This is a genomic window from Mesorhizobium escarrei (assembly GCF_935825525.1).
Lineage (GTDB): Bacteria > Pseudomonadota > Alphaproteobacteria > Rhizobiales > Rhizobiaceae > Mesorhizobium > Mesorhizobium escarrei.
The window spans coordinates 47,058-72,601 of the sequence record NZ_CAKXZT010000122.1 but is presented as its reverse complement, the minus strand read 5'-3'; the positions used below and the strand labels follow the sequence as shown (position 1 = coordinate 72,601).

Below are 25,544 nucleotides of genomic sequence, written 5' to 3'. Positions count from 1 at the left end.
GCCCCCTCTGTCCTGCCGGACATCTCCCCCACGAGGGTGGAGATTGGCAGCTTCGGCGCTGGCGCTCGTTCAGCGACGTTGGCGATTGGCGAAAGCCGTAGTGACAGCCAATCTCCCCACCTGTGGGGGAGATGTCCGGCACGATGTCCGGCACGACAGAGGGGGCGCTGTCCCGCCGGCGTCAACGCTCTTGGCCGCCGACAGCTCTCATGTCATGGCTCTGATCTTCCGCAACCCGATTCGAGCAGGCGCCAGATCTTCCTACGGCGTGTCGCCCTGTATGCCCAGCGCTGTGAAAGCAGCAGCCACACCGCCCTGCCGCAGGCGTTCGAGATGCGCGGCCGCGAGGTCGATTAGCGTCAGGCGCTCAGCGCCGCCCTTGGCGAAGCCGGCCAGGTCGAACACCGCCGCCGCCGCTTCGCCGGCTGACAGAAGCCGGGTGTCGAGTGCAGCTAATGCCTGGTCGAGCGGGTCGGTGAAATGGTTTTCCGGCAAGGCTTCGCCACGCGTCTCGCAGGCGGCGATCCAGGCGGCGACCACCAGCATCAGATAGGCGGGCGGGGCACCGGCACTCATCCGCTCCATGGCCGAGGCAACGATGCGCTGCGGCAGTTTCTGGCTGCCATCATTGGCGATCTGCGCCGTCCGATGGGCGAGCGCGGTGTTCGAATAACGCTTGGCGAGCTGGGCCGTGTAGCCGGCCGTATCGAGCCCAACGTCTTTCGGCAGCGTCGTGATGGCCTCGGCCCACAATCCGTCGACGAATTGCCGGATCGCCGGATTGGCGAAGGCGCGGTCGACCGTCTCATGGCCGCTGAGCAGGCCGAGATAGGCGATAGCCGAATGCGAGCCGTTGAGCAGGCGCAGCTTCATGTCCTCGAATGGCTCGACATCACCGACCATGGTGACGCCGAACCTTTCCCAGTCCGGCCTGCCTGCCGGGAAATCGTCTTCGATCACCCATTGGCGGAACGGCTCTGTCATGACAGGCCAGGCGTCCTCGACGCCGAGCTGGTCCGATATCCGTGCCCGGTCGGCATCGGTGGTTGCCGGCACGATGCGATCGACCATGCTCGATGGGAACGCCACCTCGTCGGCGATATGGCGGGCGAGATCGGTGCCGCGCAACGCGGCGAATTCGACCAGCAGCCGGCGCAGCGTGGCGCCATTGGCCGGGAGATTGTCGCAGCACAGCACGGTGAATGGCTGGATACCGGCGGCGTGGCGGCGCGCAAGCGATTCGGCCAGAAAACCATGCGCCGTTCGCGGCATTTGCGGGTTGGCCAAATCGTGGACGATATCGGGATGGGCTGCGTCCAGTCCGCCACCGGCCGCCCTGAGATAGGCTTTTTCGGTGATCGTCAGCGTGACGATGGAGGTGCGCGGGTCAGTCAGCGCGGCCAGCACCGCACCCGGATTTTCCGGGGCCACCAGCATCGACAGGATTGAGCCGACGACGCGCAGGCTTTCGCTGTCGCTGCTCCTGACCGCCAGCGTGTAGAGCCCGTCCTGCGGCGCCAGCGCGTCGCGTGTGTCGGCGCTGCGCAGCGAGACACCGACAATACCCCAATCCGTCTCTCCCGCCGCCAGGCAATCGTCGACATAGGCTGCCTGATGGGCGCGGTGGAATGCGCCGACGCCGAGATGGACGATGCCGGGCGCGACACGGTTGCGGTCGTATCCGGGGACCGCGACCGAGGCCGGCAATGCCTGCCGCGTGCTGTTGGAAAGGCGTCTGTCTGTCATCGTGCGATGGGTCTGATCGAGTTCGTGCCGGGCGTGGCCGGCATGCGGCGTAACATCCGTTTCGTTGCCGCACAATGGGCTGACGTTGCGTTAAAGTCATCATACAACAATCTATTTTTTGTATGTTGACATTATTTCTTTCCAATCCTACCGATGGCCGATTGGGAGGAACGACGTGGCCGCATTGACCGATCCGGATCTGCTGTTTCCCTCGGAGGCGCGTCCGCGTTCGCTTGCCCGCGATCTTTACGCAGCTGTCAAGCATCTGCCGATCGTCAGCCCGCACGGTCACACCGATCCGCGCTGGTATGCGCTCAACGAGGCGTTTTCCGATCCGGCGCAACTGCTAGTTGTGCCGGATCATTACATCTTCCGCATGCTGTTCAGCCAGGGCGTCCGGCTCGAGGATCTCGGTGTGCCAACGCGCGACGGCTCACCGGTGGAGACCGACGGCAGGACGATCTGGCGGCGCTTCGCCGAGCACTATTATCTGTTCCGCGGCACGCCGACGCGGCTGTGGTTCGACCATGTGCTGGCCCATCTGTTCGGCATCGAAGAGCCGCTGACGGCGGCAACCGCCGACCGCCATTACGACAAGATCTCTTCCTTGCTGCAGTGGGAGAATTTTCGCCCGCGAGCCCTGTTCGAGCGCTTCAACATCGAGGTCATCGCGACGACCGAAGGCGCGCTCGACGATCTCGGATGGCACCAGATGATCCGCGACAGTGGCTGGGAGGGCCGCGTCGTCACCGCCTATCGGCCGGACGCCGTCGTCGATCCTGATTTCGAAGGCTTTTCTGCCAATCTCGATCGGCTCGGCGACATCACCGGCTGCGACACCGGCACCTGGGCCGGCTATCTCGACGCCCATCGGCAGCGGCGTGCCTTCTTCAAGAGTTTCGGTGCGACCGCGTCGGACCACGGTCATCCGACGGCGGAGACCGCCAATCTGTCGGATGCCGCCGCGCAAGAGCTGTTCAACCGCATTCGCCGAGGCTCGGACGACGAGCGCGAGCGAAAACTGTTTCGCGCCCAGATGCTGACCGAGATGGCCAAGATGAGCCGCGACGACGGCCTGGTGCTGCAAATCCATCCCGGCTCCTGGCGCAACCATTCGCCTGCCGTCTTCCAGAAGTTCGGCAGGGACAAGGGTTTCGATATCCCGACTAGAACCGACTATGTGACGGCGCTGAAGCCGCTGCTCGACTGCGTCGGGCTGGAGCGCGACCTCACCATCATCCTCTTCACGCTCGACGAGACCAGTTATGCGCGCGAGCTGGCGCCGCTCGCCGGCGTCTATCCGGCGCTGAAGCTCGGGCCGGCCTGGTGGTTCCACGACAGCCCGGAGGGCATGCGCCGGTTCCGCGAGATGACCACCGAGACAGCAGGCTTCTACAACACCGTCGGCTTCAACGACGACACCCGCGCCTTTCCATCCATCCCGGCTCGCCACGATGTGGCGCGTCGGGTCGATTGCGCATTTCTTGCGCGTCTCGTCGCCGAGCACCGGCTCCGCGAGGACGAGGCGCACGAACTGGCGCAGGAACTTGCCTATACGCTCGCAAAAAAGGCGTACCGGCTCTAACGGCGCTTGCCGCCATCGTTTGAACGGGAGGAAACCAATGCTGCATTTTTCTAGACTGGCGGGAGCTACGCTACTGGCCGCCGCACTGATGGCCGGAACGGCAAGCGCCCAGACGGTTCTGCGCTCGTCCGACACGCACCCGGACGGCTATCCGACGGTCGAGGCGGTCAAATATTTTGGCGAGCTTGTCAAGGAGCGCACGGCCGGCCGCTATTCGGTCGATGTCTATCATTCCGCGCAGCTCGGCGAGGAAAAGGACACGATCGAGCAGGTGCGCTCCGGCGTGATCGACCTCAACCGCGTCTCGATGGCGCCGTTCAATGGACTCATCCCGGAAACCACCGTGCCCTCGCTGCCCTACATCTTCCGCTCGGAAGAGCATATGCACAAGGTCATGGACGGACCGGTCGGCGACCAGATCGCGGCGGCGTTCGAACAGGTCGGGCTGGTGCTGCTCGCCTTTTATGACGGCGGCGCTCGCTCCTTCTACAATTCGAAGAAGCCGATCAACACTGTAGCCGATCTGGCCGGCATGAAGTTCCGCGTCATCCAGTCCGACATCTTCGTCGACATGGTGGCTGCACTCGGCGCCAACGCGACGCCGATGCCGTATGGCGAAGTGTATTCGGCGATCGAGACCGGGGTCATCGACGGCGCGGAGAACAATTTTCCGAGCTACGACACCGCCAAGCATGCGGAAGTCGCCAAGTACTATTCGCTCGACGAGCACACGATGGTGCCGGAAGCCTTCGTCATGGCGAAGTCGAGCTGGGACAAGCTGACGCCGGAAGACCAGGCGATCTTCAAGGCGGCCGCCAAGGAAAGCGTCGCCAAGCAGCGTGAGCTGTGGGCCGCCAAGGTCAAGGAATCGCGTGCCAAGGTCGAGGCGGCCGGTTCGCAGATCACGACGCCGGACAAGCAGCCCTTCATCGACGCGATGGGCCCGGTCTACGAAAAACACGTCAAGGACGACAAGCTGAAGGCGATGGTCGAGGCGATTAAGGCCGTGCAGTGAGCAAGCGGCGGCGCGGGCATTCCGCGCCGCCATCCTTTTGCGGAGAGAACCGGTGACCTCCAGCTCAGAACAGAGACGATCCCTGTCCGGCATCGCGCGGGCGATGTCGCGCGTCAGCACGGCGGCGCTGTGGATTGCCGGGATCGGGCTGGTGCTGATGACCGCCTTCGTCGCCTGGCAGGTGTTCGGCCGCTATGTTCTGAACCGCTCGCCGAGCTGGACCGAGCAGGGCTCGGTGATGCTGATGAGCTGGTTCATTTTCCTCGGCGCTGCCGTCGGGGTGCGCGAGAACTATCACCTCGGCTTTGACGTCCTGCTCTACGTGCTGCCGAAAGGCGGCAAGCGTTGGCTGAGGATGATCTCGGATCTCGTCGCGCTCGCCTTCGGCATCGGCATGATCTGGTATGGCAGCCAGCTGGTCGCATTGACCTGGGGCGCCACCTTGCCGTCGCTCGGCATATCGGGGGGCTGGGACTACGTCCCGCTTGTCGCGGGAGGCGCGCTCATTGTGCTGTTCACGCTGGAGCGCATCGTGCTTCGCCTCTCCGGTGCGCCGATCGACGATGCGCTCGATGAACTGCCGCCGGCTGAAGTCGCAGCTGAACTCGACACAGCCAACGTGAAGGTCTGATCGTCATGGAACTCTGGATACTCTTTGGCGTCTTCACCGTGCTGATGCTTATCGGCACGCCGATCGCTTTCTGCCTTGGCGTCGCAAGCTTTGCCACCGTCCTTTACATGGGCCTGCCGCCGCTCATCGTGTTCCAGCGCCTGAATTCCGGCATGAGCGTCTTTTCGCTGCTGGCCATTCCGTTTTTTATCTACGCCGGCGACCTGATGGTGCGCGGCGGCATCGCCAGCAAGATCGTTGCCTTCGCCGGCTCGCTCGTCGGCCATGTGCGCGGCGGCCTCGGGCAGGTCAACATCGCCACCGCTACGCTGTTCGGCGGCATTTCCGGCTCCGCGGTGGCGGAGGCAGCGGCGGTCGGCGGCTTGATGATCCCGCAGATGAAGGCGCGTGGCTATGGAGCGGATTACGCCGTCAACGTCACCTCGATGGCGGCGCTGATCGCGCTGCTGCTGCCGCCGTCGCACAACATGATCATCTACTCGATCTCGGCAGGCGGAAAGATCTCCATCGCCGACCTGTTCACCGCCGGCATCATCCCGGGCCTGCTATTGGCCCTGGCACTGATGATCACCGCCTACTTCGTGGCGCGCTCGCGCGGCTATCCGACCGAGCCGTTTCCCGGCTTCGCCGCGGTCGCGCATCTCTTCGCTGTCGCGGTGCCAGGCCTGCTGCTGATTGCGATCATCTTCGGCGGTGTGCGATCGGGCGTTTTCACGGCCACCGAGAGTTCCTGCATCGCCGTCATCTATGCGCTGCTCGTGACTGTCCTGGTTTACCGGCAGATGACCTGGGAAGGTTTCGTTCATGCCACCCATGGCGCCGTGCGCACCACGGCCATGGTGCTGCTCATCATCGGCATGGCAGCGGCGTTCTCGTGGCTGATGGCCTTCCTGAAAGTGCCGGCAGCGCTGATAGCCTCGATGAACGCGATCTCGGAAGATCCGCTGGTCGTGCTGCTCCTGCTCAACCTCCTGATGTTGTTTCTCGGCACCTTCATGGACATGGGGCCGACGATCATCATTTGCACGCCGATCTTCCTGCCCGTGGCGCAGGCCTACGGCGTCGATCCGGTGCATTTCGGCGTCATCATGATCCTCAATTTCGGCATCGGGTTGAACACGCCGCCGGTCGGCGCAGTGCAGTTCGTGGCGTGCGCAGTGGGCAAGATATCCGTCTGGGAAGCGATGCGCTCGATCTGGCCGTTCTATGGGGCCGGCCTCCTGGTGCTGGGGCTCGTCACTTACATTCCGGCCATCTCGCTATGGTTGCCGAGCGTCTTCAAATAGGGGTTGGCAATGGCATCGGATATGGCAATCAGCCTGAAAGTCGAACGTAAGCCCAAGCTGTCGGAGACCGTGGTCGCGGCGATCCGCAAACAGTTGCAGGCGGGCGAGATCCCGCCGGGTCAAAAGCTGCCGACCGAGGGCCAACTGACCGAAACCTTCGGGGTCAGCCGCACTGTCATCCGCGAGGCGCTGGCCAAGCTTGCCGCCGACGGTCTGGTCGAGCCGCGCCAGGGCGCGGGGGTCTTCGTCACCGAGCACATCTCGACGATGTTCGGCACGCTGGCTGCGGACATCGGCAGCAAGGATTCGATCGCGCTCAACGTGCTCGAAGTCAGGTTGGCGATCGAGATCGAATCCGCCGGGCTGGCCGCTATCCGGCGCAATGCCGCGCAGGAAGCAGCGATCCAGGAGGCGTTCTTCGAGTTCGAGCGGCTGCTTTTGAACAGCGAGCCGACAGGTCCGGCCGACCTTGCCTTCCACCGGGCGATCGCCAGCGCCACCAACAATCCGTTTTATGTCGAGATGCTCGACGTGCTCGGCCGGCGCGCCATTCCTTGCGACGTGACATCGCCGTGGTCGACCGAGCTCGCCCAATCCGACGCCTATCAGCGCGGGCTGCAAGGCGAGCATCTGGTGATCCTGAATGCCATTATGACGGGCGATGCCGAGTCGGCGCGCGAAGCGATGCGCGCGCATCTCAGCGCCAGCCAGCAGCGCTATCGCGAGCGCCTGCACGCACGTCAGATTTTCTATGCCGATTCGGTCAAGGCCGCGGCAACCGAATGACCAATGAGGCAGCCCAATGGGACAGCAATGAATCACACTGACAATCACACCGACTTCACCTCTCGCTTCGCCATCGACCCTGTCACCGCCGCGGCGATGGGGACGGACGAGCTTCGTCACAATTTTCTGATCGAAGGCCTGTTTCAGCTCGGACGCATAGGCCTGACCTATACCCACTACGACCGCATGATTGTCGGCGGCGCCATGCCTGCCGGGACACCGCTTCCGCTGCAGCCGATCAAGCCGACCGGAACAAGGAACTTTCTCGATCGCCGCGAAATGATCGCCGTCAACATCGGCGGCGCCGGCATCGTGAAGGCCGGCGGCCAGTCCTTCGAGCTGCAGCCGCGCGACATGCTGTATCTCGGCATGGGCGCCGATGAGGTGTCATTCGCCTCGGTCAATCCAGCCGAGCCGGCCAAGTTCTATCTGCTCAGCGCGCCGGCGCATCAGAGCCATCCCAGCCAGCTGATCCGCATCGGCGATGCCAAGCGGCTCGACCTCGGCAGCCAGGCGACCTGCAACGAGCGCTCAATCTTCCAGTTCATCCATGCCGAGGGTGTGAAGACCTGCCAACTCGTCGTCGGCATGACCCAGCTCGCCCCAGGCTCGGTCTGGAACACCATGCCGTGCCATGTGCATGACCGGCGCATGGAGGCCTATCTCTATTTCGACCTGCCGGAGACGGCGCGGGTGTTCCATTTCATGGGCGAGCCGGACGAGACACGCCATCTCGTCATGCGCAACGAAGAAGCGGTGCTGTCGCCGGGTTGGTCGATGCATTCGGGCACCGGCACCTCCAACTACGCCTTCATCTGGGCGATGGCCGGCGACAATGTCGATTATACCGATGTCGACCCGGTAGCGATGGAAGAGCTGCGATGAGCGACCTCTCGGCTTTCAGCCTGGCCGGCAAGCGCATCCTCGTTACCGGCGCCAACACCGGCATTGGCCAAGGCATCGCCCTGTCGATCGCGCGCGCCGGTGGTGCGGTGGTCGGCGTCGGCCGCTCGGCGATGGATGAGACTGCGGAAAAGATCGCTGCTGCGGGCGGACGCTTCGAGGCGGTGCGCTGCGATCTTGCCGATCATGCTGCCGCCCAGGCGATGCTCGATCGCGTCTTGGACGAAACCGGGCCGCTCGACGGGTTGGTCAACAATGCCGGGATCATCCGGCGCGCCGACGCCGTCGATTTGACGCAGGCCGATTGGGACGACGTCATGGACGTCAACCTGAAGACGGTGTTTTTTCTCAGCCAGAGCTTTGCCCGGCGCGCGCTTGCCGATCCCGGACGGCGCGGGAAGATCGTCAACATCGCTTCGGTGCTGAGCTTCCAGGGCGGCATCCGCGTCGCCTCCTACACCGCCTCGAAACATGGCGTGCTCGGCATCACCCGGTTGCTCGCCTGCGAATGGGCGTCGAAAGGCATCAACGTCAACGGCATTGCGCCCGGCTATATCGAGACCAACAACACCGAGGCGCTGCGCGCCGATCCTGACCGCAGCGCGTCGATCCTGGCGCGCATTCCGGCTGGGCGCTGGGGCGGGCCGGAAGACATCGGCGACGCGGCCGTCTTCCTGCTGGCGCCGGCGTCAAACTACATGCATGGCGCGGTGGTGCCGGTGGACGGCGGCTGGCTGGCGCGATGAGGCCATGACGAGGATGTGGCGATGACCGGAACGAAGATCTTTGCGCATGCCGGCGAGGGCGCGTGGACGCCGACCCCGGATGGCAACCGCAGGCGTGTGCTGCTGCACACGGACGAATTGATGATGGTCGAGTTCGGGTTTGACAAGGGCGGTGTCGGTGCGCTGCATTCGCACCCGCATGTCCAGGCGAGCTATGTCGCCGAAGGCCGCTTCGAGGTCACCATCGACGGCAGGACCGAGACCATGGAAACGGGAAGCAGCTTCATCGTCCCTTCCAACCTGATCCACGGCGTCAAGGCGCTCGAGGCCGGCCGCCTGGTCGACAGTTTTGCGCCGCACCGCGCCGATTTCATCGACTGAGAGCGAGCGAACGCAGGTTATTTGCGGCGTGTGTCCGACCCGAAGTGCAGGGATCGCCTGTTTTTCGCCTTCCGGCACATTCCGCAAACGAAAAGCCCGCGCCTCCGGAGAGACGCGGGCGTGTTGCCTGGGCGCTTGTGGCGCCGCGGTACTCAGAACATCACCGCAGGGACCTGAACCTGCCGAATCATGGTGAAGATAGGATTAATCGGGCCGAGCCGTTGCGCGATATTCACAGCCAAATCGAATAGAGGCTGGAATCAGGCTCGCATATCCGCCAATGAGGGGGATATCTTTTCAGACGGTACCGACGGAGACAGGACTTGAGGAGCGTTCGAATGTTCGAATCGGCCATCCAGGCAGTCACCCGACGATTCGCCAGGGAGCTTTGGCAGGTCACGTCGCCGCTGCCTCGGGCCGTTCCCCCACTTTCTTTTTGGGCGGCGCCGATCATAGTAATTCCCTGATGCAGGCAGCGGCGGCGAGCGTCCCGGCGGAGGATCCCAAGCGGCGCGTCCTGAAGGACGTGTTCGGCTTCGACGATTTTCGTCCCGGCCAGGACCAGGTGACGGAGGCGCTGCTGGCTGGGCGCCATGTGCTGGCCGTCATGCCGACCGGCGCCGGCAAATCGCTCTGCTATCAGGTCCCGGCGCTGGTCCTGGGCGGTCTCACCATTGTCGTTTCGCCGCTGGTGGCGCTGATGCAGGACCAGGTCGCCGCATTGCGTCTTGCCGGCGTGGCGGCCGATACGATCAATTCCTCGCTCGACCGCGATGCCAATGTCGCCGCCTGGCGCCGCGTAGCGGTGGGCCAGACGCGCCTGCTCTATCTTGCGCCGGAGCGGCTGATGACCGCGCGGATGCTCGAGGCGCTGGCCAGGCTCGACATCCGGCTGATCGCCGTCGACGAGGCGCATTGCATCTCCCAGTGGGGCCCGGCGTTTCGGCGCGAATATGAAGAGTTGTCGCGGCTGCGCGACATTTTCCCCGAAGTGCCGATCATTGCGCTGACGGCGACAGCGGACGAGGCGACGCGCACCGATATCGCCGCACAGCTGTTCGCCGGGCGCGTCGAAACCCTGGTGCTGGGTTTCGACCGGCCCAACATCAAGCTTGGCATCGAGCCCAAGCAGGACAGCAAGCGCCAATTGCTGAGCTTCGTGCAGCGTCATGCCGGCCGCAGCGGCATCATCTATTGCCTGTCGCGCAAGAAGACTGAAGAAATGGCGGCCTTCCTCGAGAAGAACGGGGTGCGCGCCCTGGCCTATCATGCCGGCATGAGCAAGGACGCGCGTGAAGCGAATCAAAACGCATTCATGACCTTGTCCGGCGTGGTGATGGTGGCGACCATCGCCTTCGGCATGGGGATCGACAAGCCTGACGTCGCCTATGTCTTCCATACCGACCTGCCCGGCAGCCTCGAAGCCTATTATCAGGAAATCGGCCGCGCCGGCCGCGACGGGCGGGCTGCCGAGGCACATATGCTCTTCGGTCTCGGCGATATCCGCATGCGGCGGCTTTTCATCGACGACGAGGACGCGCCGGCGGAGCATAAAAGGCGCGCGCATGGCCGGCTCGATACGTTGATCGGCTATTGCGAAACGGCCCAGTGCCGTCGCCAGATCCTGCTTGGCTATTTCGGCGAGCATGCTGCGCCTTGCGGCAATTGCGACAACTGCCTTGACCAGACGCCGCGTGCGGATGGCGAGGCGGAGGCACGGATCATCCTCGCGGCCATCGCGCAAACAGGCGAGCGTTTTGGCGCCGCCCATGTCGTCGATGTTCTGCTCGGCCATGAAACCGAGAAGGTCCTGGCCAGGAACCACCACAGGCTTGCCAGTTTTGGGACCGGTGTGGCGCACAAGAAGGATGTCTGGCAATCGCTGATCCGCCAACTCGTCGCGGGAGGGTTTCTGACATTGGACTCAGGCGGCCATGGCGGCCTTGCCATCGCCGAAAAGGGCCGTGAGCTGGCCCGTGGCGAGCTCCCGTTCCGATATCGCGTAGAGGTGCGGAACCGCGCGGCACGAGGCAAGACTCGTCCCGATGCTGCCGCGGGCACGGAAGACGTGGATACCGCGCTCTTGGCCACGCTCAAGGCGGTTCGGCTGCGTCTCGCCCGGGAGCGCCAGGTGCCGGCCTTCGTCATCTTCTCCGATCGCACGCTGATCGATATGGCCGAACGCTGCCCGCGCGACCTCGACGCCTTCGCCGCAGTCAACGGCGTCGGCGCCGCAAAGCTCAGGGAATTCGGCGAGATATTCCTCGGCGCAATCGCTGCGCACCAATCCCGTGGAACGGCCTGAGACAGCCAAAGATCAAATCCGCGGTGCTTTAGCAGGTCAGTTTGCGAGACAGCATTTCTTCGCTTTCTTGCCGCTTCCACAGGGGCACGGATCATTCCGTCCGACATGGCGCCAAGGGTTGGTGACCGGCGCTGTCAGGCTCGACAGCTCGTCGAGCCAAGTTTGTTCCGGCAAGGGCGATTGCAAATCTTCTTTGCCAAAATACTCAAGGTGGCTGGTCCATTCCAACGCTTCAAGCACATCGTCGATATAGCCGAGACCGGCGCGCTCGAATCGATCGATGTCGTTCGGGCTTTGCTCGGCGGCCAGGAGATCGTCTTCGAAATCACTGCGGTCGATTACCCCTTCGGGGATGCGGCCGTCGTCCCAGGCGCTGTAGACAAGCGGCGCCAGATCGCGCAAGCCAAGCCGGGCGATTGCGTCCAGCCAGGCGATCCAGGCGAAATCGTCGTCATCGGCCAGCCTCTCGGTGTGGAATCGCTCGAGAAAATCTCGCATTCGGTTACGCTCGATGCGGCCTTCCCAGGTCAGGAAGGTCGCTGCGCCCAAAACTGCATCGCGGACGTATTCATCGACAGAGGGGTTGCTGATAAAGCTGAACAAAGCGTCGGCGTCGCCATCAAATACGCCGGCGGCGATACGCGCCATGCTCTCGGTCACCACGTCGCCGAGCAGGTCATCGAGCTCGCGTCCCGGCCGGCGCAGCAGGCGCAACAAGGGTCCGAACGTTCCAGTGTCGCGAGCGCCGCCCAGAATGTAAATGCCTCGCAAGAGCAGCATCTCATCATCCCGCGACAGATGCTCTCCTTCGGCCGCTCTTGTGATGATCGCCCGCAGCGCGGGAGCGGATTCTTCAATCCTTGCGATGCAGTGAATGATTGCGACATCCGGAAATTGCCGTTCGCTTGCCAGGTCATGCAGTTGATCTTCTATCGGACCCAGATCGAAGCCGGGCCTGCCACGGCCAAGGATCGTTTCCAGCTCTTCCTTCTTCATGGCATCCTCGCTGTCGTTCGCACTTGGCAAATCTACGAAAGACCGGCTGCCTTTCAACAGTTCATCCGCCGCATGAACGGGAAATACCTGTGCAGAAGGTCTCAGACTCGCGGGATCGCTTCGACAAAGCTCAGTCCCGGGACTGACTTGTGAGACGAGAATCGGCTATGAAGTCGATTGGCGACTTCGACCGCCGGCTGCAGGCGATCCGCGAACGGCATAGCCGCAAGGGAGCTTCATCGAACGGCTGGCGGCACTAGGATAGCATGCCCCGCCGCGGTGCTCGGCGTCGAAGCCCAACCCATTGAGCCGTCGAGCCTCGGCTTCAGATGCCACGCCCTGCGAGTTGATCTTTTTCGGCTGCAGGCTCTCACGCCGGCGCCGCAATCAGCACTTGCTGCGTCTCGCCGCTGCAATCGCAGCCTGCTGTTGCCGCAAGCGCTCGATTCTCGCGCTCTGGCGGGCAGTGACGGTAGTGGCGACACGCCGGGCTCCCCATAGCCAGTCCGGAATATTGGTTTTCGCGACTTTGCCCCGGGTGATCGCAGTCGCCGACAGCTCCTCGGCGACTTCGCCCATGGCCACGTTGAGCTCGACGCAACTCATCCTGTCGTATTTCGCGGCGTCAAAGGATGCATAGAAGGGCGATGCGCAACCTCCGACAAACACGAGGCTGCATATCAGGGACGTGGTGGTAGAGATGGCTTTCATTTGATCAAGCAGATTTGACGCCGGACCGGCGAATGAGGCATGTGAAGCTCTACAACACTCTGCTCTAAGGGTCATTCCCCCTATTATCGTCGAAGAATTTTGAGAGAGCCGCTGCGGTCTGGCGAGGGTGCTCTTCTGGAAAGAAGTGCCCGCCCGTAACAGGACCGCCTTCAACTCTGTCGGCCCATTTCCTCCAAATAGCCAGCGGTCCGCCTTCCCCGGCATACCATTTCTCAAGGCCGCCTTCACTACTCCACAGTGCCAGCAGCGGACACTCAATGCGACGACCATTTGCCTGGTCCAGCGCGTCATGTTCCCGATCGATCGTGGCAGCGGCCCGATACTCTTCGCAAATCGCATGAACATGAACGGGATCGCGAAGCGCCTCGACATAGGCGTTCCTGACCTGTGCAGAGAATATTTCTGCCGGCGATCCCCACTGCACAATCGCACTATCGACGATGGCATCGGGCGCCGCGCCTATCAGTCGCTCCGGCAGCGGTTCCGGTTGCGCAAGAAGGCTCCAGGGCCAGAAGGCGAGAGCCAGTCTGGCATCCGCCCTATCCCATGCGGCGGCGGTCGGGATGACGTCCAGGACGGCGAGTCTCGAGATCTCATCGGGGTGATCAAGTGCCAGACGATAGGCGACCCGCCCGCCGCGGTCGTGTCCGGCAACCATGAACTGCTCAAACCCCAGCTGCTGCATGAGTTGAACCATGTCGCCGGCCATGGCGCGTTTGGCGTATGGGCTATGATCGGCAGAGGAGACCGGGCAGCTGCTTTGCCCATAGCCTCGAAGATCGGCGGCGACCACCGTAAAGTGGGGCGCCAAGGCCGCGGCAGTATCCCTCCACATCAGATGCGTTTCGGGAAAACCATGAAGCAGCAGCAGCGGCGGACCGGTTCCGCCGACCCTTGCGAAAATGGTCGTGTCGTCCAGTTGCAAGCCGGTGGCCCTGAAACCTGCAAACACCGTTTTCTCCTCGGTGTGCCTCAGGCGACAACGCACAAGGTGGCAGAAGGATCACGGTCGGCTGCTTTGCCTGAATTTGTGGCGGCCCTGGAATTCTCCTCAATTGCTAGGTACGGAAGTTGCGGCCACTGATATTTCGATCGGCGCACCCCATATAGCGCCAGAGTGTCGCCTGAGGATTTGCCATGATGATTTCGCGTTCGAGCCGGTTTGCCGTTTTGTTTGCAGGACTGTTCCTGGCTTTTTCCATGGTCACGGCTGATTACGCCGAGGCGCGGCGTGGCGGCAGCTTCGGCAGCCGCGGCACGCGCACGTTCCAGTCGGTCCCGCCGACCAGGACGGCGCCACAGCCGGCCGCGCCGGTCGAGCGCTCGATGACACCCAACAGCGCAGCGAACAATGCGGCCCGCCAGACACCGGCAGCCCAACGACCAGGGATGTTCAGCGGCCTCGGCGGTTCGATGATGCGCGGCCTGCTGCTCGGCGGTCTGATCGGGCTCCTTTTGGGCCAGGGGTTCGGCGGCTTGGCTGGCATGTTGGGCCTGCTGCTGCAAGGACTGCTGATCGGCGGCGCGATCATGCTGATCATCCGCTTTTTCCGGTCGCAATCGGCACGCAACCAGGCGCCTGCCATGGCCGGTGTTCCGCGGGGCATTGACAGCTTTGGGCGAAACGCGGCAGCCCCGCGCGAGGCGGACAATTTCTCGTCTTTCCCCATTCCAGGCATCGGGTCTGGATTTGGCCGAACGGCTCCAGCCAACGATCAAATTACGATGACGCCGGCCGATCTCGATACATTCCAGCAGCGGTTGACCGAAGTTCAGGAAGCATTCGGGCGCGAAGACCATGCTGGCTTGCGGCGGCTGGCGACCCCCGAGATGGTGTCGTACCTGTCCGAAGAACTTGCCGACAATGCCAAGAACGGCATCAGGAACGAGGTGTCGAACGTCAGCCTGCTGGAGGCCGATATTGCGGAGAGCTGGCGGGAAGATGATCGCGACTACGCGACGGCTGCCTTGCGCTACGAATCTCTTGACGTGATGCGCGATCGCGCCAGCGGCAAGATCGTCGCCGGCGAAGCCGATCGGCCGACGGAAACAACCGAACTGTGGACCTTCACGCGCCAGGACGGCGGCGACTGGAAGCTCGCGGCAATACAGCAGCCCTGACTGATACGCTGCAGCCCCGGCCGTTCACGTCCTCTTGCAAGCCACGATGTCAGTGGCAAGAACGTCGGAGCCCGCGGCAGCGATAGTTACTCGCGATGGCGCAGCGCATCGACCAGGGCAACGAAAGCAGGCGAGGATTGCCGGCGGCTCGGATAATAGAGATGGTAGCCATCCCAATATGGCGACCAACCTTCCAGGACCCGCGCCAGCCGGCCTTTGGCGATGTGAGGAAGGGCAATTTCTTCCGGAACATAGCCGAGGCCGCGGCCGGCCAGCGCGGCGTCCAGGACATGAAAGATGTTATTGAAGACGAGCTGCCCATCGACGCGAATCTTGATCTCGCGGCCGTTCTCCTCGAACTCCCACACATAAAGCGCCCCTGACGTTGGAAAACGGTAGTTGATGCAATTGTGCTGCACGAGATCCAGCGGCTTCTCCGGCGCGGGATTTTCGGCAAAGTAGGATTTTTCGCCGACGACCGCGAAGCGGAAATCCGGTCCGATGCGAGCGGAGATCATGTCTTTCGCAAGCTGCTCGCCCATGCGGATCCCTGCGTCAAAGCGCTCCGTCACGATGTCGGTGAGGCCGTTGTCGAGCAGGAGTTCGACCTTGATGTCGGGATATATCGGCAGAAAGCGTTTCAGCTTGGGCCAAAGGATGCTGCTGATTGCATAGTCAGGCGCTGAGAGCCGGATGGTTCCAGCGGGCTTTTCTCTCAGTTCGTTCAGGGCATCGACCTCGATTTCGATCTGGTCAAAGTGCGGCCCAATCCGCTGCAAAAGCCTCTCTCCCGCTTCTGTGGGGGCCACCGCGCGCGTCGTGCGTGTGAGCAGGCGAACGCCAAGGCGCGCTTCGAGCTGACGGATAGTGTGGCTAAGCGCCGATTGCGATATGCCGAACCGGGCTGCGGCGCGCGTAAAGCTGCGCTCCCGAGCAACAGCCATGAACGCGAGCAGATCGTTGACATTTTGCCGCGACACTCATGAATCCTTCTGATAACCGGAACTCGATTATACCGGATAAATTGAAGGCGAGCACAGAGACTTCATGTAGCGGCAGCTATTTCAACCCGCCGCTCGCCCCCGCCGACGAGCTGCGAGCGGATTGCGCAGGTTCAGTCGACGCGTTCGACACGGATGGTGACTGAACCAGGACGATCAAAGATCGAGACATCGCCAGTGACCTGCCCGAGCCTAATGATGCCAGGTGCCGGGAGGCGACCGCTCCGATAGTAGATCACGAAATGATCGGAACCCCACAGTCCAAGCGTGCCGACAGAGAAGTCGCGCTGCCGCGCCAGCTCCGGCAAGGCGGAAGGCAGATTGCCAGTCTTTTCCTGGCGCAGATGGTCGGACATCTCGATCGTGAGCGGCAGCATCTGCGCCAAAGATTTTGCGGCCTCGTTATCGGCGAGATCGGCTGTGACCTCGCCCCAATCCGAAGAAATGCGAATGCGCTCTTGAGCCATGGCAGATCCAACCGTTCCGAGTGCGATAACAGCGGAGCTCAGCAATAGTTTCAGCATGCCGTGGTATCTCCCGATCTATGCTGATGGAGCCTGTTCCGTCCGGTACAGGCTCCATCGCGCCGCTCACGCGGAGAGGTGCTGATTGAAGAAGCTGGTCAGCTTGTCGAACGGGATCAGGTCGACGCGATCGTAGAGATCGACGTGCCCGGCGCCGGAAACCCACACAAGCTCCTTCGGCTCGGCCGCTCGCTTGTAGGCATCCTCGCTGAACTCGCGCGAGTGAGCCTGATCGCCGGCGATGAACAGCATCGGGCGCGGCGAGATCGTCTCGATGTCGTTGAACGGGTAAAAATTCATGAACTTGACGTTGCTGGTCAGCGTCGGATGCGTGGTGATCTGCGAGTTTGCACTTGCGGGCGTGAATTCACCCCGCGGCGTGCGGTAGAAGTCATAGAACTCCCGCTGGGTGGGATGGGTGTCGGCGGTCAACTCATGCACAGTGCCGCCGGTATATTCGACCGCGCCGCCTTCAAACTCGGCCCAGCGCTGCTCGGCAGCTGCAGCAATGATCTGCTTGCGCTGCTCGACACTCAGCGAATCATTGAGCGCGTCGCGGTTGGCGGCCCCCATATCGTACATGCTGACGGTCGCGACGGCGCGCATCCGCGGGTCGATCTTTGCCGCGCTGATGACGAAACTGCCGCTGCCACAGACGCCGATCGCGCCGATGCGGTTTCGGTCGACGAATGGCCGCGTGCCCAGGAAATCGACCGCGGCGCTGAACGCTTCGGCATAGACGTCAGGCGAAACGATCTGGCGGGCCTCGCCCTCGCTTTCGCCCCAGAACGGCAGGTCGATGGACATGGCGACGAAGCCCTGTTCGGCCATCTTGGTGGCATAAAGATTTGCGCTCTGCTCCTTCACCGCACCCATCGGATGCCCGACGACGAGCGCCGGATGGCGCGCATTGCGATCGAGCTCGTTGGGAATGAACAGATTGCCCGCGACGTTCATCTTGTATTGGCTTTTGAAGGCAGTCTTTTCGAGCGTCACCTGATCGCTGGTGTAAAAATTGTTGGCGCCGTTTGACATGTCTTGAGCCTTTGCGAAGGGGATGCTGAACAGCGAGGCCGCACCGAGCGCGGCAACGCCGGCGCCGGTCAGCTTCAGGAGGTCACGCCGGCCAAACTCGACACTGGACTGCGCCGCGTTCTCGATTCCGATCTGCTTGTTCATGCCTGTCTCCTTTGATCGTGCTGACCTGTCGCAGGCCTGCCGGGCCATAGTCATTCCTCGGCATGCGCGGCAGTGTTGCGAATGTCCAAATAGAATAGCGACGACGCCGGCGATCGATTAGGCGACAAAATCCGCATGTCGTCATGAGGAAGATTCATCAATCGCAGCTAGCGCAAGGGCCCAGTCTCAAAGGGGAACTAGGTTCACCACCGCTGCTGCTGCAACTTCATGGACAGGAAGATCACCGTGCTCGCCAGTCAAAGGCTCGGCATCACCGAGTTCGACGAAGCCCTCCTTCGCCAAGGCTTCGGAGGGCATCCTGCTTCGCGCAGAGAGGGATTTGCCGGACTTGTCTTGCGAAGCGCGAAGCGCAAGGCGGGATGGATTTGCTGGACTCGTCCTGCGAAGCGCGCAGCGCGAAGCAGGATGGCGGAGAGGGAGGGATTCGAACCCCCGATGGGCTTGCACCCATGCCGCATTTCGAGTGCGGTGCATTCGACCACTCTGCCACCTCTCCGCGGTCATGGTCCGCCGTGCCGGCGCGGCGCACTAGATAACGGCTGGACGGACAGGTTACAAGGGCCAATCTGCCTGAGATCAGGCTTCTCCCCGGGCCGTATGGCTCGTTCTTCGATACCTCTGTCGCCTGTGCCAACGGCACCGTCTTGCTTTCGGCCGTTGCCTTGACTCGCGCCGAACCTTCGGCTAGGGACAGCGCGCAATCGGCGTGGAGGGCTCTTCCGCGCCGCTTGCTTTTTGAACCCGCAGACTGACAAAAAGACGGCCGAACCGCCTGAAGCGGTTCATCAAGGCCGACCGAACAGCGAAAGGCAAAAAATGTTCGCAGTCATCAAAACGGGCGGCAAGCAGTATCGCGTCGCCGCCAACGATCTCCTGAAGATCGAAAAAGTCGAAGGCCAGGTCGGCGACATCGTCGAGATCGGCCACGTGCTCGCGCATGGCGAGGGCGAGAATGTCACGTTCGGCGCGCCGTTCGTCGACGGCGCTTTGGTCACCGCCGAAGTCGTCGAACAGGGCAAGAACCGCACCGTCATCGCTTTTAAGAAGCGCCGCCGGCAGAATTCGCGCCGCAAGATCGGCCATCGCCAGCTTTTGACCACCGTGCGGATCGCCGAGATCCTGCTGGATGGCGCCAAGTCGACGAAGAAGGCCGCGGCCAAGACCGAGGCGAAGGCCGAGGCGAAGACCGAAGTTGCTGCAAAGGCCGAGGCCAAGGCTGAAGCCGCCCCGAAGACCAAGGCAGAGGCTGCGCCGAAGGAAACGGAGGCCAAGGCAACCGAAACCGCCGCGCCGCTGTTCAAGGCGCCGAAGGGCGAGCCGGACGATCTGACCGTGATCAAGGGCGTCGGCCCGGTCGCGGCCGGCCAGTTGAACGAGCAGGGTATCACGACTTTCGCCCAGATAGCCAAGCTGTCGGACAAGGATATCGCCAAGATCGACGAGCATATGCCGTTCAGCACCGACCAGATCACGGACTGGCGCGAGCAGGCCAAGGACTTGGCGAAGAAGTAAAGATTTGGCGAAGAAGTAAAGCGGCCGGCGCGATCGTCGCCGGTTCGGACTTGAAACGGAACGCGAACGCGTTCATAAGACCTTTTAAGCGCCTAGCGGCGCATCGGAGTTAGTTAGATGGCACACAAGAAAGCTGGCGGTTCGTCGCGCAATGGTCGCGACTCCCATTCCAAGCGGCTCGGCGTGAAAAAATTCGGCGGCGAAGCCGTGATTGCGGGCAACATCATTGTTCGTCAGCGCGGCACGACGTGGCATCCCGGCACCAATGTCGGCATTGGCACGGATCACACGCTGTTTGCGCTCGAAGCTGGCGCAGTCACCTTCAACAAAAAAGCCAATGGCCGAACCTACGTATCGGTGAACCCGATGACGAAGGCCGCGGAGTAGCCGGTTCCGCACGAGAACACCGGCACCCATCTCGGGAACCGGTGTCTGGCCAAGCCAGGAAATGGATCAGGGGAGATGGGTTTCCATCTCCCCTTTTTCTTGTGCCTGGAGGACTGACATGGTTGCCGAAGCGGAAGACACAGACGGTGAAAGTTACGCGATAGATTGTCCGGTCCTGGTGACCGAACGGCTGGTCCTGCGGGAGCCGCGCGAAAGCGATATCGAGCAACTGGTGGTGCTCGCCGACAATCGCCATGTCGCCGAAATGCTGGCCCGCATGCCGCACCCCTACGGCGAGGCCGAGGCGCGCGCCTTCCTCGCGATGGCGGCATCGCGCCGGGCCGGCATTGCCTATGCGTTGACCTTGGCCGGCACCGAAACCTTCGTCGGATGCGCGGGCCTCAACACCACCGATCGCGGGCTGGAGCTCGGCTACTGGATCGGCGAGCCCTACTGGAAGCGCGGCTATGCGACGGAAGCCGCCCATGCGCTGGTCGACCTCGCCTTCCAGAAGACGGCAATCCAGGTGCTGCATGCCTCGACGCGGGTCATCAATCCGGCCTCGCGCCGGGTCATCCACAAATGCGGTTTCCAATATGCCGGCCAGGGCATGCTGAACTCGATCGTCGCCGGCCAGGTGCCGGTCGAGCGCTACCGTCTCGATCGCAGGACCTGGACCAGCCTGCGGAACTGGGTCCATTTCTAGGCATGTCGATATTCAGGTGAGGCCGGCCTGCGAATGGCGGCTTCCTGCGCTTACCTACAGCGCCGCGCGCCCAATTGGGCGCGCAAAGGACGCTGTAGAACTTTGATTTTGCGCATGACCTTTCCGAAATCGATCTCGATTTCGGGGTCATGCGCGGGCTCACGTACTTAAAGTACGCTCAGCTCCGGTTCTCGAAAACCGCCACTCTCGGCACGGCCTGACCTGAATCTCAGCACACCTCGGCGTGGCTCGAACAAGTGAAAAGTCAGTTGCGAGCCAACTCTGGGTCAGGCCATCTCGACCCAGACCGGCAGATGGTCCGAACCGACTGCTTGCCGGTCGACCCACAGGCGCTTCAGCGATTTGGCCAGCGAGGCGCTGGTGAAGAAATAGTCGATGCGCTTGTGGCGGCTGGCGTCGTCAGGCCGCTTGGGGTCGACCCAAGTGACGAGATCGGCGCCTGCGGCGGCAAGGCGCAGGGCGGCATCGACGGCAAGATCGGCAGTCACCGGCATGCCGAACTCGTGATCCAGGCGGCCGGCCAGTTCGACATATTCCGGCGATCCGGCCAGCATGTTGAAGTCGCCCATGACGATGAATCCTTCGGGACAAGGCAGGTCCGGCAGGCCGACTTCGGCGACGCCCGACAGCGCGCCGCCCTCGATCGCATAGTTCAACAGGCGCCGGCGCAGAAACCGGATCTGGCTAGCGCGTTCGACCGGGCTGCGATGGTCGAGATGGGTGGAATAGAAGCGGATGAAACCAAGCGGCGTCTCGATCAGCGCCTCCAGCGCGCCGCGCTGGAAATTCATCACCTCGAAACTGCGGCTGCGCGGCAAGAGGAGGTTGCGCGACAGATGAACAGGGGTTTTCGACAGCACCATGTTGCCGAGCTGGAAGGTGGTGGTCATGGCGCGGCCGTTTTCCAGGCGCGAGCCGACATTGGCCTCGAAATTGCTGCCGTAGACGGCGAAATATTCGGGCAGCGCCTCGCCGAGCTCGGCCACTATGTCGCGGCCGCCATTGTTGGGATTGTTGCGCGAGACCTCCTGCAACGCGATCACGTCGGCGCCGCGCACGGCATCGGCGATGCGGCCGACATCGTAGCGGCCATCAAGACCGACGCCGTAGTGGATGTTGTAGGTTACAAGCTGCATTGCGACTCCGGCGATGTTCAGACTGGGGCCATGTTGATAAACAGCCTCGCCCTTCGCCCCGCCTTGGTTTAGAGCAGTGCCGAACGTTAGAGCAATGCCGCAAGGCCACTAGCAGAAACTCAGCAATACGATGAAATTTCTCGATCAAGCCAAGGTCTATGTCCGCTCCGGCGACGGTGGCGCCGGTTCGGTGTCGTTCCGGCGCGAAAAGTTCATCGAATTCGGCGGTCCGGACGGCGGCGACGGCGGCCGTGGCGGCGATGTCTGGGTGGAGGCGGTCGATGGGCTGAACACGCTGATCGATTATCGCTATCAGCAGCATTTCAAGGCCAAGACCGGCACGCACGGCATGGGCCGCAACATGACCGGCGCCAAGGGCGCCGACGTGACGCTGAAAGTGCCGGCGGGAACGCAGGTCTTTGCCGAGGACAACGAGACGCTGATCTGCGACCTGACCGTGGTCGGCCAGCGCTTCCTGCTGGCCAAGGGCGGCAATGGCGGCTTTGGCAACCAGCATTTCAAGACCTCGACCAACCAGGCGCCGCGCCGCGCCAATCCGGGTCAGCCGGGCGAAGAGCTCAACATCTGGCTCCGGCTCAAGCTGATCGCCGATGCCGGCCTGGTCGGCCTGCCCAATGCCGGCAAGTCGACTTTTCTGGCAGCCGTGACCGCAGCCAAGCCGAAGATCGCCGACTATCCCTTCACCACGCTGCATCCGGGCCTCGGTGTGGCCCGTATCGACGGGCGCGAATTCGTCATCGCCGATGTTCCCGGCCTGATCGAAGGCGCGCATGAAGGCGTCGGCATCGGCGACCGTTTCCTCGGACATGTCGAGCGCACGCGAGTCCTCCTGCACCTCGTCTCGGCGCAGGAAGAAAATCCCGGGAAGGCCTACAAGACCGTGCGCGCCGAACTCGACGCCTATGGCGATGGGTTGGTCGAGAAGGTCGAGATCGTAGCACTTTCCCAAGTCGACACGCTCGATGCCGAGGCACGCAAGAACAAGGTCGCTTCGCTGAAACGCGCCGTCGGCCGCGCGCCGATGCTTTTGTCCGCCGTCACCGGCGAAGGCGTCGAGGCGGTTCTGCGCGCGCTGATGGCGGTCGTCGCCGAGGCGCGCGAAGCTGTCGCCACTCCGGTCGAGACGCGCTGGAACAAATAGCTATGGCCGCGCAGCTGAAAAAATACCGGCGCATCACCGTCAAGATCGGCTCGGCGCTGCTTGTCGACCGCACGGCGGGCCTGAAGCGCGACTGGCTAGCCTCGCTTGCCGACGACATTTCAGTGCTGGCCGAGAATGGCGCCGAGATCCTCGTCGTGTCGTCCGGCGCCATCGCGCTTGGCCGCACCATTCTAGGCCTCGGCAAGCGGGCGCTGAAGCTCGAGGAAAGCCAGGCGGCGGCGGCGGTCGGGCAGATTGCGCTGGCCGGCGCCTGGTCGGATGCGCTCGGCAAGGGCGGCCTGAAATCGGGCCAGATCCTGCTGACGCTCGGCGACACCGAAGAGCGCCGACGCTATCTCAATGCGCGCGCGACGATCTCGACGCTGCTCAAGATGAAGGCGGTGCCGGTCATCAACGAGAACGATACGGTGGCAACTTCCGAAATCCGCTATGGCGACAATGACCGGCTGGCGGCGCGGGTGGCGACGATGATGGGCGCGGACCTTTTGGTGCTGCTCTCCGACATTGACGGGCTCTACACGGCGCCGCCGGCACGCGACCAGCATGCCAGGTTCATTGCTGTCGTCGACCGCATCACTCCTGACATCGAGGCGATGGCGGGTGCGGCTGCTTCGGAGTTTTCACGCGGCGGTATGCGCACCAAGCTCGACGCCGGCAAGATCGCCACCGCCGCCGGCACCGCCATGATCATCACATCAGGCACGCGGCTGTCGCCGCTGATGGCGATCGAGCGTGGCGAGCGGGCGACATTCTTCCGGCCGAGCGCCAATCCGGTCAAGGGCTACAAGACATGGATCGCCGGGCAGCTCGAACCGGCAGGCCGGCTGACCGTCGACGCAGGCGCCATCGGCGCGCTGCTGTCGGGCAAATCGCTGCTGCCGGCCGGCGTCAAGCTGGTCAGCGGCAATTTCTCGCGCGGCGACACGGTGGCAATCCTGTCGCCCGAAGGCCGTGAGATCGCGCGCGGACTGGTTGCCTACGATGCCGCCGATGCCGTAAGGATCGCTGGCTTGAAAACAGCCGAGATCGAAACGGTGCTCGGCTATGAAGCGCGATCGGCGATGATCCACCGCGACGACCTTGTGGTGAGCCATTCAACTGACCAAGTACGGGCCGGTGACCAGGTCCATAGCGGAGGATGAGCCATGCTGAAGCTGCATGAAAAATCCCGGGATGATACGGTGGCGCTGATGGCCGACATCGGCCGCCGCGCCCGTGCCGCCGCCCGACCGCTGGCCATCGCCGCAGCCGAGCGCAAGCACGCCGCGTTGATCAGTATGGCGCAGGCGATTCTTCGCCACGAGCAGGATATCCTCGACGCCAACGCCATCGACATCAAAAATGGCGAGCAGTCCGGGCTTTCGGCTTCTTTCATGGACCGGCTGAAGCTTGATCCCGCCCGCATTCGTGCCATGGCCGACGGCATCAGTGAAATCGCCGGGTTGCGCGATCCGGTCGGCGATGTCATTGCCGCATGGGACCGGCCGAACGGCCTGCGTATCGAGCGCGTGCGCACGCCTCTCGGCGTTGTCGGCGTCATCTATGAAAGCCGGCCGAACGTGACCGCCGATGCCGGGGGGTTGTGCCTCAAGGCCGGCAATCCGGTGATCCTGCGCGGCGGCTCGGATTCGCTCAACTCCTCGGCGGCGATCCACGCCTGCCTGGTCGAAGGGCTGAAGGCGGCCAAGTTGCCGCAGGATGCCATCCAGCTGGTGCCGACCGCCGACCGCGCCGCCGTCGGCGAGATGCTGAAAGGGCTTTCCGGCAACATCGACGTCATCATTCCGCGCGGTGGCAAGAACCTGGTCGAACGCGTCCAGAACGAGGCGCGGGTGCCGGTCTTTGCGCATCTCGAAGGCATCTGCCATCTCTACATCGACCGTTCGGCTGATCTCGACATGGCGGTCAGGATCGCGGTCAACGCCAAGATGCGGCGCACCGGCGTCTGCGGCGCGGCCGAGACGCTGCTGGTCGACCGCGCTGTTGCCGCCACCCACCTGGTGCCGATCCTCAGGGCGTTGCGCGCGGCAGGGTGCGAAATCCACGCCGATGCCGAGGTGCTGAAAGTGTTTGCCGACGCTAAAGCGGCGACCGACGCCGACTGGGTGAGCGAATATCTCGATGCCATCATCGCGGCAAAACTGGTCGACGGCGTTGCCGGCGCCATCGAGCACATCGAGACTTTTTCCTCGCACCACACCGAGGCGATCGTCGCCGAGGATACCGATGCGGTCGAACGGTTCTTCAACGAGATCGATTCGGCGATCCTTCTGCACAATGCATCGACGCAATTCGCCGATGGCGGCGAATTCGGCATGGGCGCCGAGATTGGCATCGCCACCGGCAAGATGCATGCGCGCGGCCCGGTTGGTGTCGAGCAACTGACCTCGTTCAAGTACCGCGTGCGCGGGACGGGACAGGTGAGGCCTTGAGCTTTTTCGCTACTAGGGCTTGAAGTTTGCGCCCAGCCACCCCCCTCTGTCCTGCCGGACATCTCCCCCTCAAGGGGGGAGATCGGATGTCGCATAGACTTTCGCCAACCTCCGGCGTCGCAGTAAGGGCGCCAGGGACGAAGCCGCCAATCTCCCCCCTCGTGGGGGAGATGCCAAGTTTTGGCAAAGAGGGCAGGACAGAGGGGGGCGCCTAGCACGATGCTCTCCCC

Annotated in this window: 24 protein-coding genes and 1 tRNA gene; 16 read left to right on the top strand and 9 right to left on the bottom strand. The window is 63.0% G+C overall.

Translation table 11 applies throughout. The annotated features are described in order from the left end of the window. Positions 1 to 261 precede the first annotated feature (261 nt). A complete protein-coding gene (locus tag NMG80_RS14210) occupies positions 262 to 1,746 on the bottom strand; it encodes a mannitol dehydrogenase family protein (protein WP_254018675.1) in 1,485 nt (494 codons plus the stop codon). Between the two features lie 175 nt (positions 1,747 to 1,921). Between NMG80_RS14210 and uxaC the strand changes: the two genes are divergently transcribed. The 9 genes from uxaC (at position 1,922) to recQ (ending at position 11,363) form a co-directional block, all read left to right on the top strand. Further along, positions 1,922 to 3,331, top strand: coding sequence for a glucuronate isomerase (gene uxaC, locus NMG80_RS14205; RefSeq protein ID WP_254018674.1), 1,410 nt, complete (start codon positions 1,922 to 1,924; stop codon positions 3,329 to 3,331). Between the two features lie 37 nt (positions 3,332 to 3,368). Further along, positions 3,369 to 4,346 (top strand): TRAP transporter substrate-binding protein, encoded by a 978-nt coding sequence (locus tag NMG80_RS14200; protein WP_254018673.1) that lies wholly within the window; start codon positions 3,369 to 3,371, stop codon positions 4,344 to 4,346. A 103-nt stretch (positions 4,347 to 4,449) separates the two neighbouring features. After that, positions 4,450 to 4,977: a TRAP transporter small permease gene (locus NMG80_RS14195; protein ID WP_091600171.1), complete on the top strand. Its 528-nt coding sequence runs from the start codon at positions 4,450 to 4,452 to the stop codon at positions 4,975 to 4,977. Between the two features lie 5 nt (positions 4,978 to 4,982). After that, positions 4,983 to 6,263 carry a TRAP transporter large permease gene (locus tag NMG80_RS14190; RefSeq protein ID WP_254018672.1) on the top strand — a complete coding sequence of 427 codons (1,281 nt, stop codon included), beginning with the start codon at positions 4,983 to 4,985 and terminating at the stop codon, positions 6,261 to 6,263. A 9-nt stretch (positions 6,264 to 6,272) separates the two neighbouring features. Then, a complete protein-coding gene (locus tag NMG80_RS14185; protein WP_202365500.1) occupies positions 6,273 to 7,049 on the top strand; it encodes a FadR/GntR family transcriptional regulator in 777 nt (258 codons plus the stop codon). Between the two features lie 27 nt (positions 7,050 to 7,076). Next, positions 7,077 to 7,934 carry a 5-dehydro-4-deoxy-D-glucuronate isomerase gene (gene kduI, locus NMG80_RS14180; RefSeq protein ID WP_254018671.1) on the top strand — a complete coding sequence of 286 codons (858 nt, stop codon included), beginning with the start codon at positions 7,077 to 7,079 and terminating at the stop codon, positions 7,932 to 7,934. Further along, positions 7,931 to 8,698 carry a 2-dehydro-3-deoxy-D-gluconate 5-dehydrogenase KduD gene (gene kduD, locus NMG80_RS14175; RefSeq protein ID WP_254018670.1) on the top strand — a complete coding sequence of 256 codons (768 nt, stop codon included), beginning with the start codon at positions 7,931 to 7,933 and terminating at the stop codon, positions 8,696 to 8,698. The genes kduI and kduD overlap by 4 nt, the downstream gene beginning before the upstream one ends. Before the next feature lie 21 nt (positions 8,699 to 8,719). Continuing rightward, entirely contained in the window at positions 8,720 to 9,058 is a 339-nt protein-coding gene (locus NMG80_RS14170; RefSeq protein ID WP_254018669.1) for a cupin domain-containing protein, read from the top strand. 466 nt (positions 9,059 to 9,524) lie between these two features. Further along, positions 9,525 to 11,363, top strand: a complete 1,839-nt coding sequence (gene recQ, locus NMG80_RS14165; protein WP_254018668.1) for a DNA helicase RecQ — start codon at positions 9,525 to 9,527, stop codon at positions 11,361 to 11,363. 36 nt (positions 11,364 to 11,399) lie between these two features. Here recQ and NMG80_RS14160 read toward each other — a convergent pair whose 3' ends face one another. The 3 genes from NMG80_RS14160 to NMG80_RS14150 all read right to left on the bottom strand — a co-directional run bounded on the left by NMG80_RS14160 (position 11,400) and on the right by NMG80_RS14150 (position 14,043). After that, positions 11,400 to 12,359, bottom strand: a complete 960-nt coding sequence (locus tag NMG80_RS14160) for a DUF1186 domain-containing protein (RefSeq protein WP_254018667.1) — start codon at positions 12,357 to 12,359, stop codon at positions 11,400 to 11,402. Between the two features lie 387 nt (positions 12,360 to 12,746). After that, the gene (locus NMG80_RS14155) at positions 12,747 to 13,070 is read right to left on the bottom strand and encodes a hypothetical protein (RefSeq protein WP_254018666.1); all 324 of its coding nucleotides are present in this window, start codon (positions 13,068 to 13,070) and stop codon (positions 12,747 to 12,749) included. Between the two features lie 64 nt (positions 13,071 to 13,134). Continuing rightward, positions 13,135 to 14,043: an alpha/beta fold hydrolase gene (locus NMG80_RS14150; protein ID WP_254018665.1), complete on the bottom strand. Its 909-nt coding sequence runs from the start codon at positions 14,041 to 14,043 to the stop codon at positions 13,135 to 13,137. A gap of 188 nt (positions 14,044 to 14,231) precedes the next feature. Here NMG80_RS14150 and NMG80_RS14145 point away from each other — a divergent pair, with 188 nt between their 5' ends. Then, positions 14,232 to 15,212 (top strand): Tim44 domain-containing protein, encoded by a 981-nt coding sequence (locus NMG80_RS14145; RefSeq protein ID WP_254018696.1) that lies wholly within the window; start codon positions 14,232 to 14,234, stop codon positions 15,210 to 15,212. Between the two features lie 86 nt (positions 15,213 to 15,298). Here NMG80_RS14145 and NMG80_RS14140 read toward each other — a convergent pair whose 3' ends face one another. The 4 genes from NMG80_RS14140 to NMG80_RS14125 all read right to left on the bottom strand — a co-directional run bounded on the left by NMG80_RS14140 (position 15,299) and on the right by NMG80_RS14125 (position 18,433). After that, the gene (locus NMG80_RS14140) at positions 15,299 to 16,192 is read right to left on the bottom strand and encodes a LysR family transcriptional regulator (protein ID WP_254018664.1); all 894 of its coding nucleotides are present in this window, start codon (positions 16,190 to 16,192) and stop codon (positions 15,299 to 15,301) included. Positions 16,193 to 16,326: 134 nt separating this feature from the next. After that, complete coding sequence (locus NMG80_RS14135; RefSeq protein WP_254018663.1) at positions 16,327 to 16,680, bottom strand: cyclophilin-like fold protein; 354 nt, start codon at positions 16,678 to 16,680, stop codon at positions 16,327 to 16,329. A gap of 123 nt (positions 16,681 to 16,803) precedes the next feature. After that, positions 16,804 to 17,916, bottom strand: coding sequence for an alpha/beta hydrolase (locus NMG80_RS14130; protein ID WP_254018662.1), 1,113 nt, complete (start codon positions 17,914 to 17,916; stop codon positions 16,804 to 16,806). A gap of 427 nt (positions 17,917 to 18,343) precedes the next feature. After that, positions 18,344 to 18,433: transfer RNA gene (locus NMG80_RS14125), tRNA-Ser, on the bottom strand. A gap of 320 nt (positions 18,434 to 18,753) precedes the next feature. Here NMG80_RS14125 and NMG80_RS14120 point away from each other — a divergent pair. The 3 genes from NMG80_RS14120 (at position 18,754) to NMG80_RS14110 (ending at position 20,542) form a co-directional block, all read left to right on the top strand. Further along, entirely contained in the window at positions 18,754 to 19,449 is a 696-nt protein-coding gene (locus NMG80_RS14120; RefSeq protein ID WP_254018661.1) for a 50S ribosomal protein L21, read from the top strand. A gap of 117 nt (positions 19,450 to 19,566) precedes the next feature. Further along, entirely contained in the window at positions 19,567 to 19,836 is a 270-nt protein-coding gene (gene rpmA / locus NMG80_RS14115) for a 50S ribosomal protein L27 (RefSeq protein WP_202365511.1), read from the top strand. Positions 19,837 to 19,954: 118 nt separating this feature from the next. Further along, complete coding sequence (locus NMG80_RS14110; protein WP_254018660.1) at positions 19,955 to 20,542, top strand: GNAT family N-acetyltransferase; 588 nt, start codon at positions 19,955 to 19,957, stop codon at positions 20,540 to 20,542. A 287-nt stretch (positions 20,543 to 20,829) separates the two neighbouring features. Here NMG80_RS14110 and NMG80_RS14105 read toward each other — a convergent pair whose 3' ends face one another. Continuing rightward, a complete protein-coding gene (locus NMG80_RS14105; protein ID WP_254018659.1) occupies positions 20,830 to 21,699 on the bottom strand; it encodes an endonuclease/exonuclease/phosphatase family protein in 870 nt (289 codons plus the stop codon). Between the two features lie 130 nt (positions 21,700 to 21,829). Here NMG80_RS14105 and obgE point away from each other — a divergent pair, with 130 nt between their 5' ends. From obgE to NMG80_RS14090, 3 genes are read left to right on the top strand one after another with little or no spacing between them, the layout of a single operon-like run. Beyond that, the gene (obgE, locus tag NMG80_RS14100) at positions 21,830 to 22,861 is read left to right on the top strand and encodes a GTPase ObgE (protein ID WP_254018658.1); all 1,032 of its coding nucleotides are present in this window, start codon (positions 21,830 to 21,832) and stop codon (positions 22,859 to 22,861) included. 2 nt (positions 22,862 to 22,863) lie between these two features. Then, positions 22,864 to 24,024: a glutamate 5-kinase gene (gene proB / locus NMG80_RS14095; RefSeq protein WP_254018657.1), complete on the top strand. Its 1,161-nt coding sequence runs from the start codon at positions 22,864 to 22,866 to the stop codon at positions 24,022 to 24,024. A gap of 3 nt (positions 24,025 to 24,027) precedes the next feature. Then, on the top strand, positions 24,028 to 25,314 hold the full coding sequence (locus NMG80_RS14090) for a glutamate-5-semialdehyde dehydrogenase (RefSeq protein WP_254018656.1): 1,287 nt from the start codon (positions 24,028 to 24,030) through the stop codon (positions 25,312 to 25,314). Positions 25,315 to 25,544: the final 230 nt, after the last annotated feature.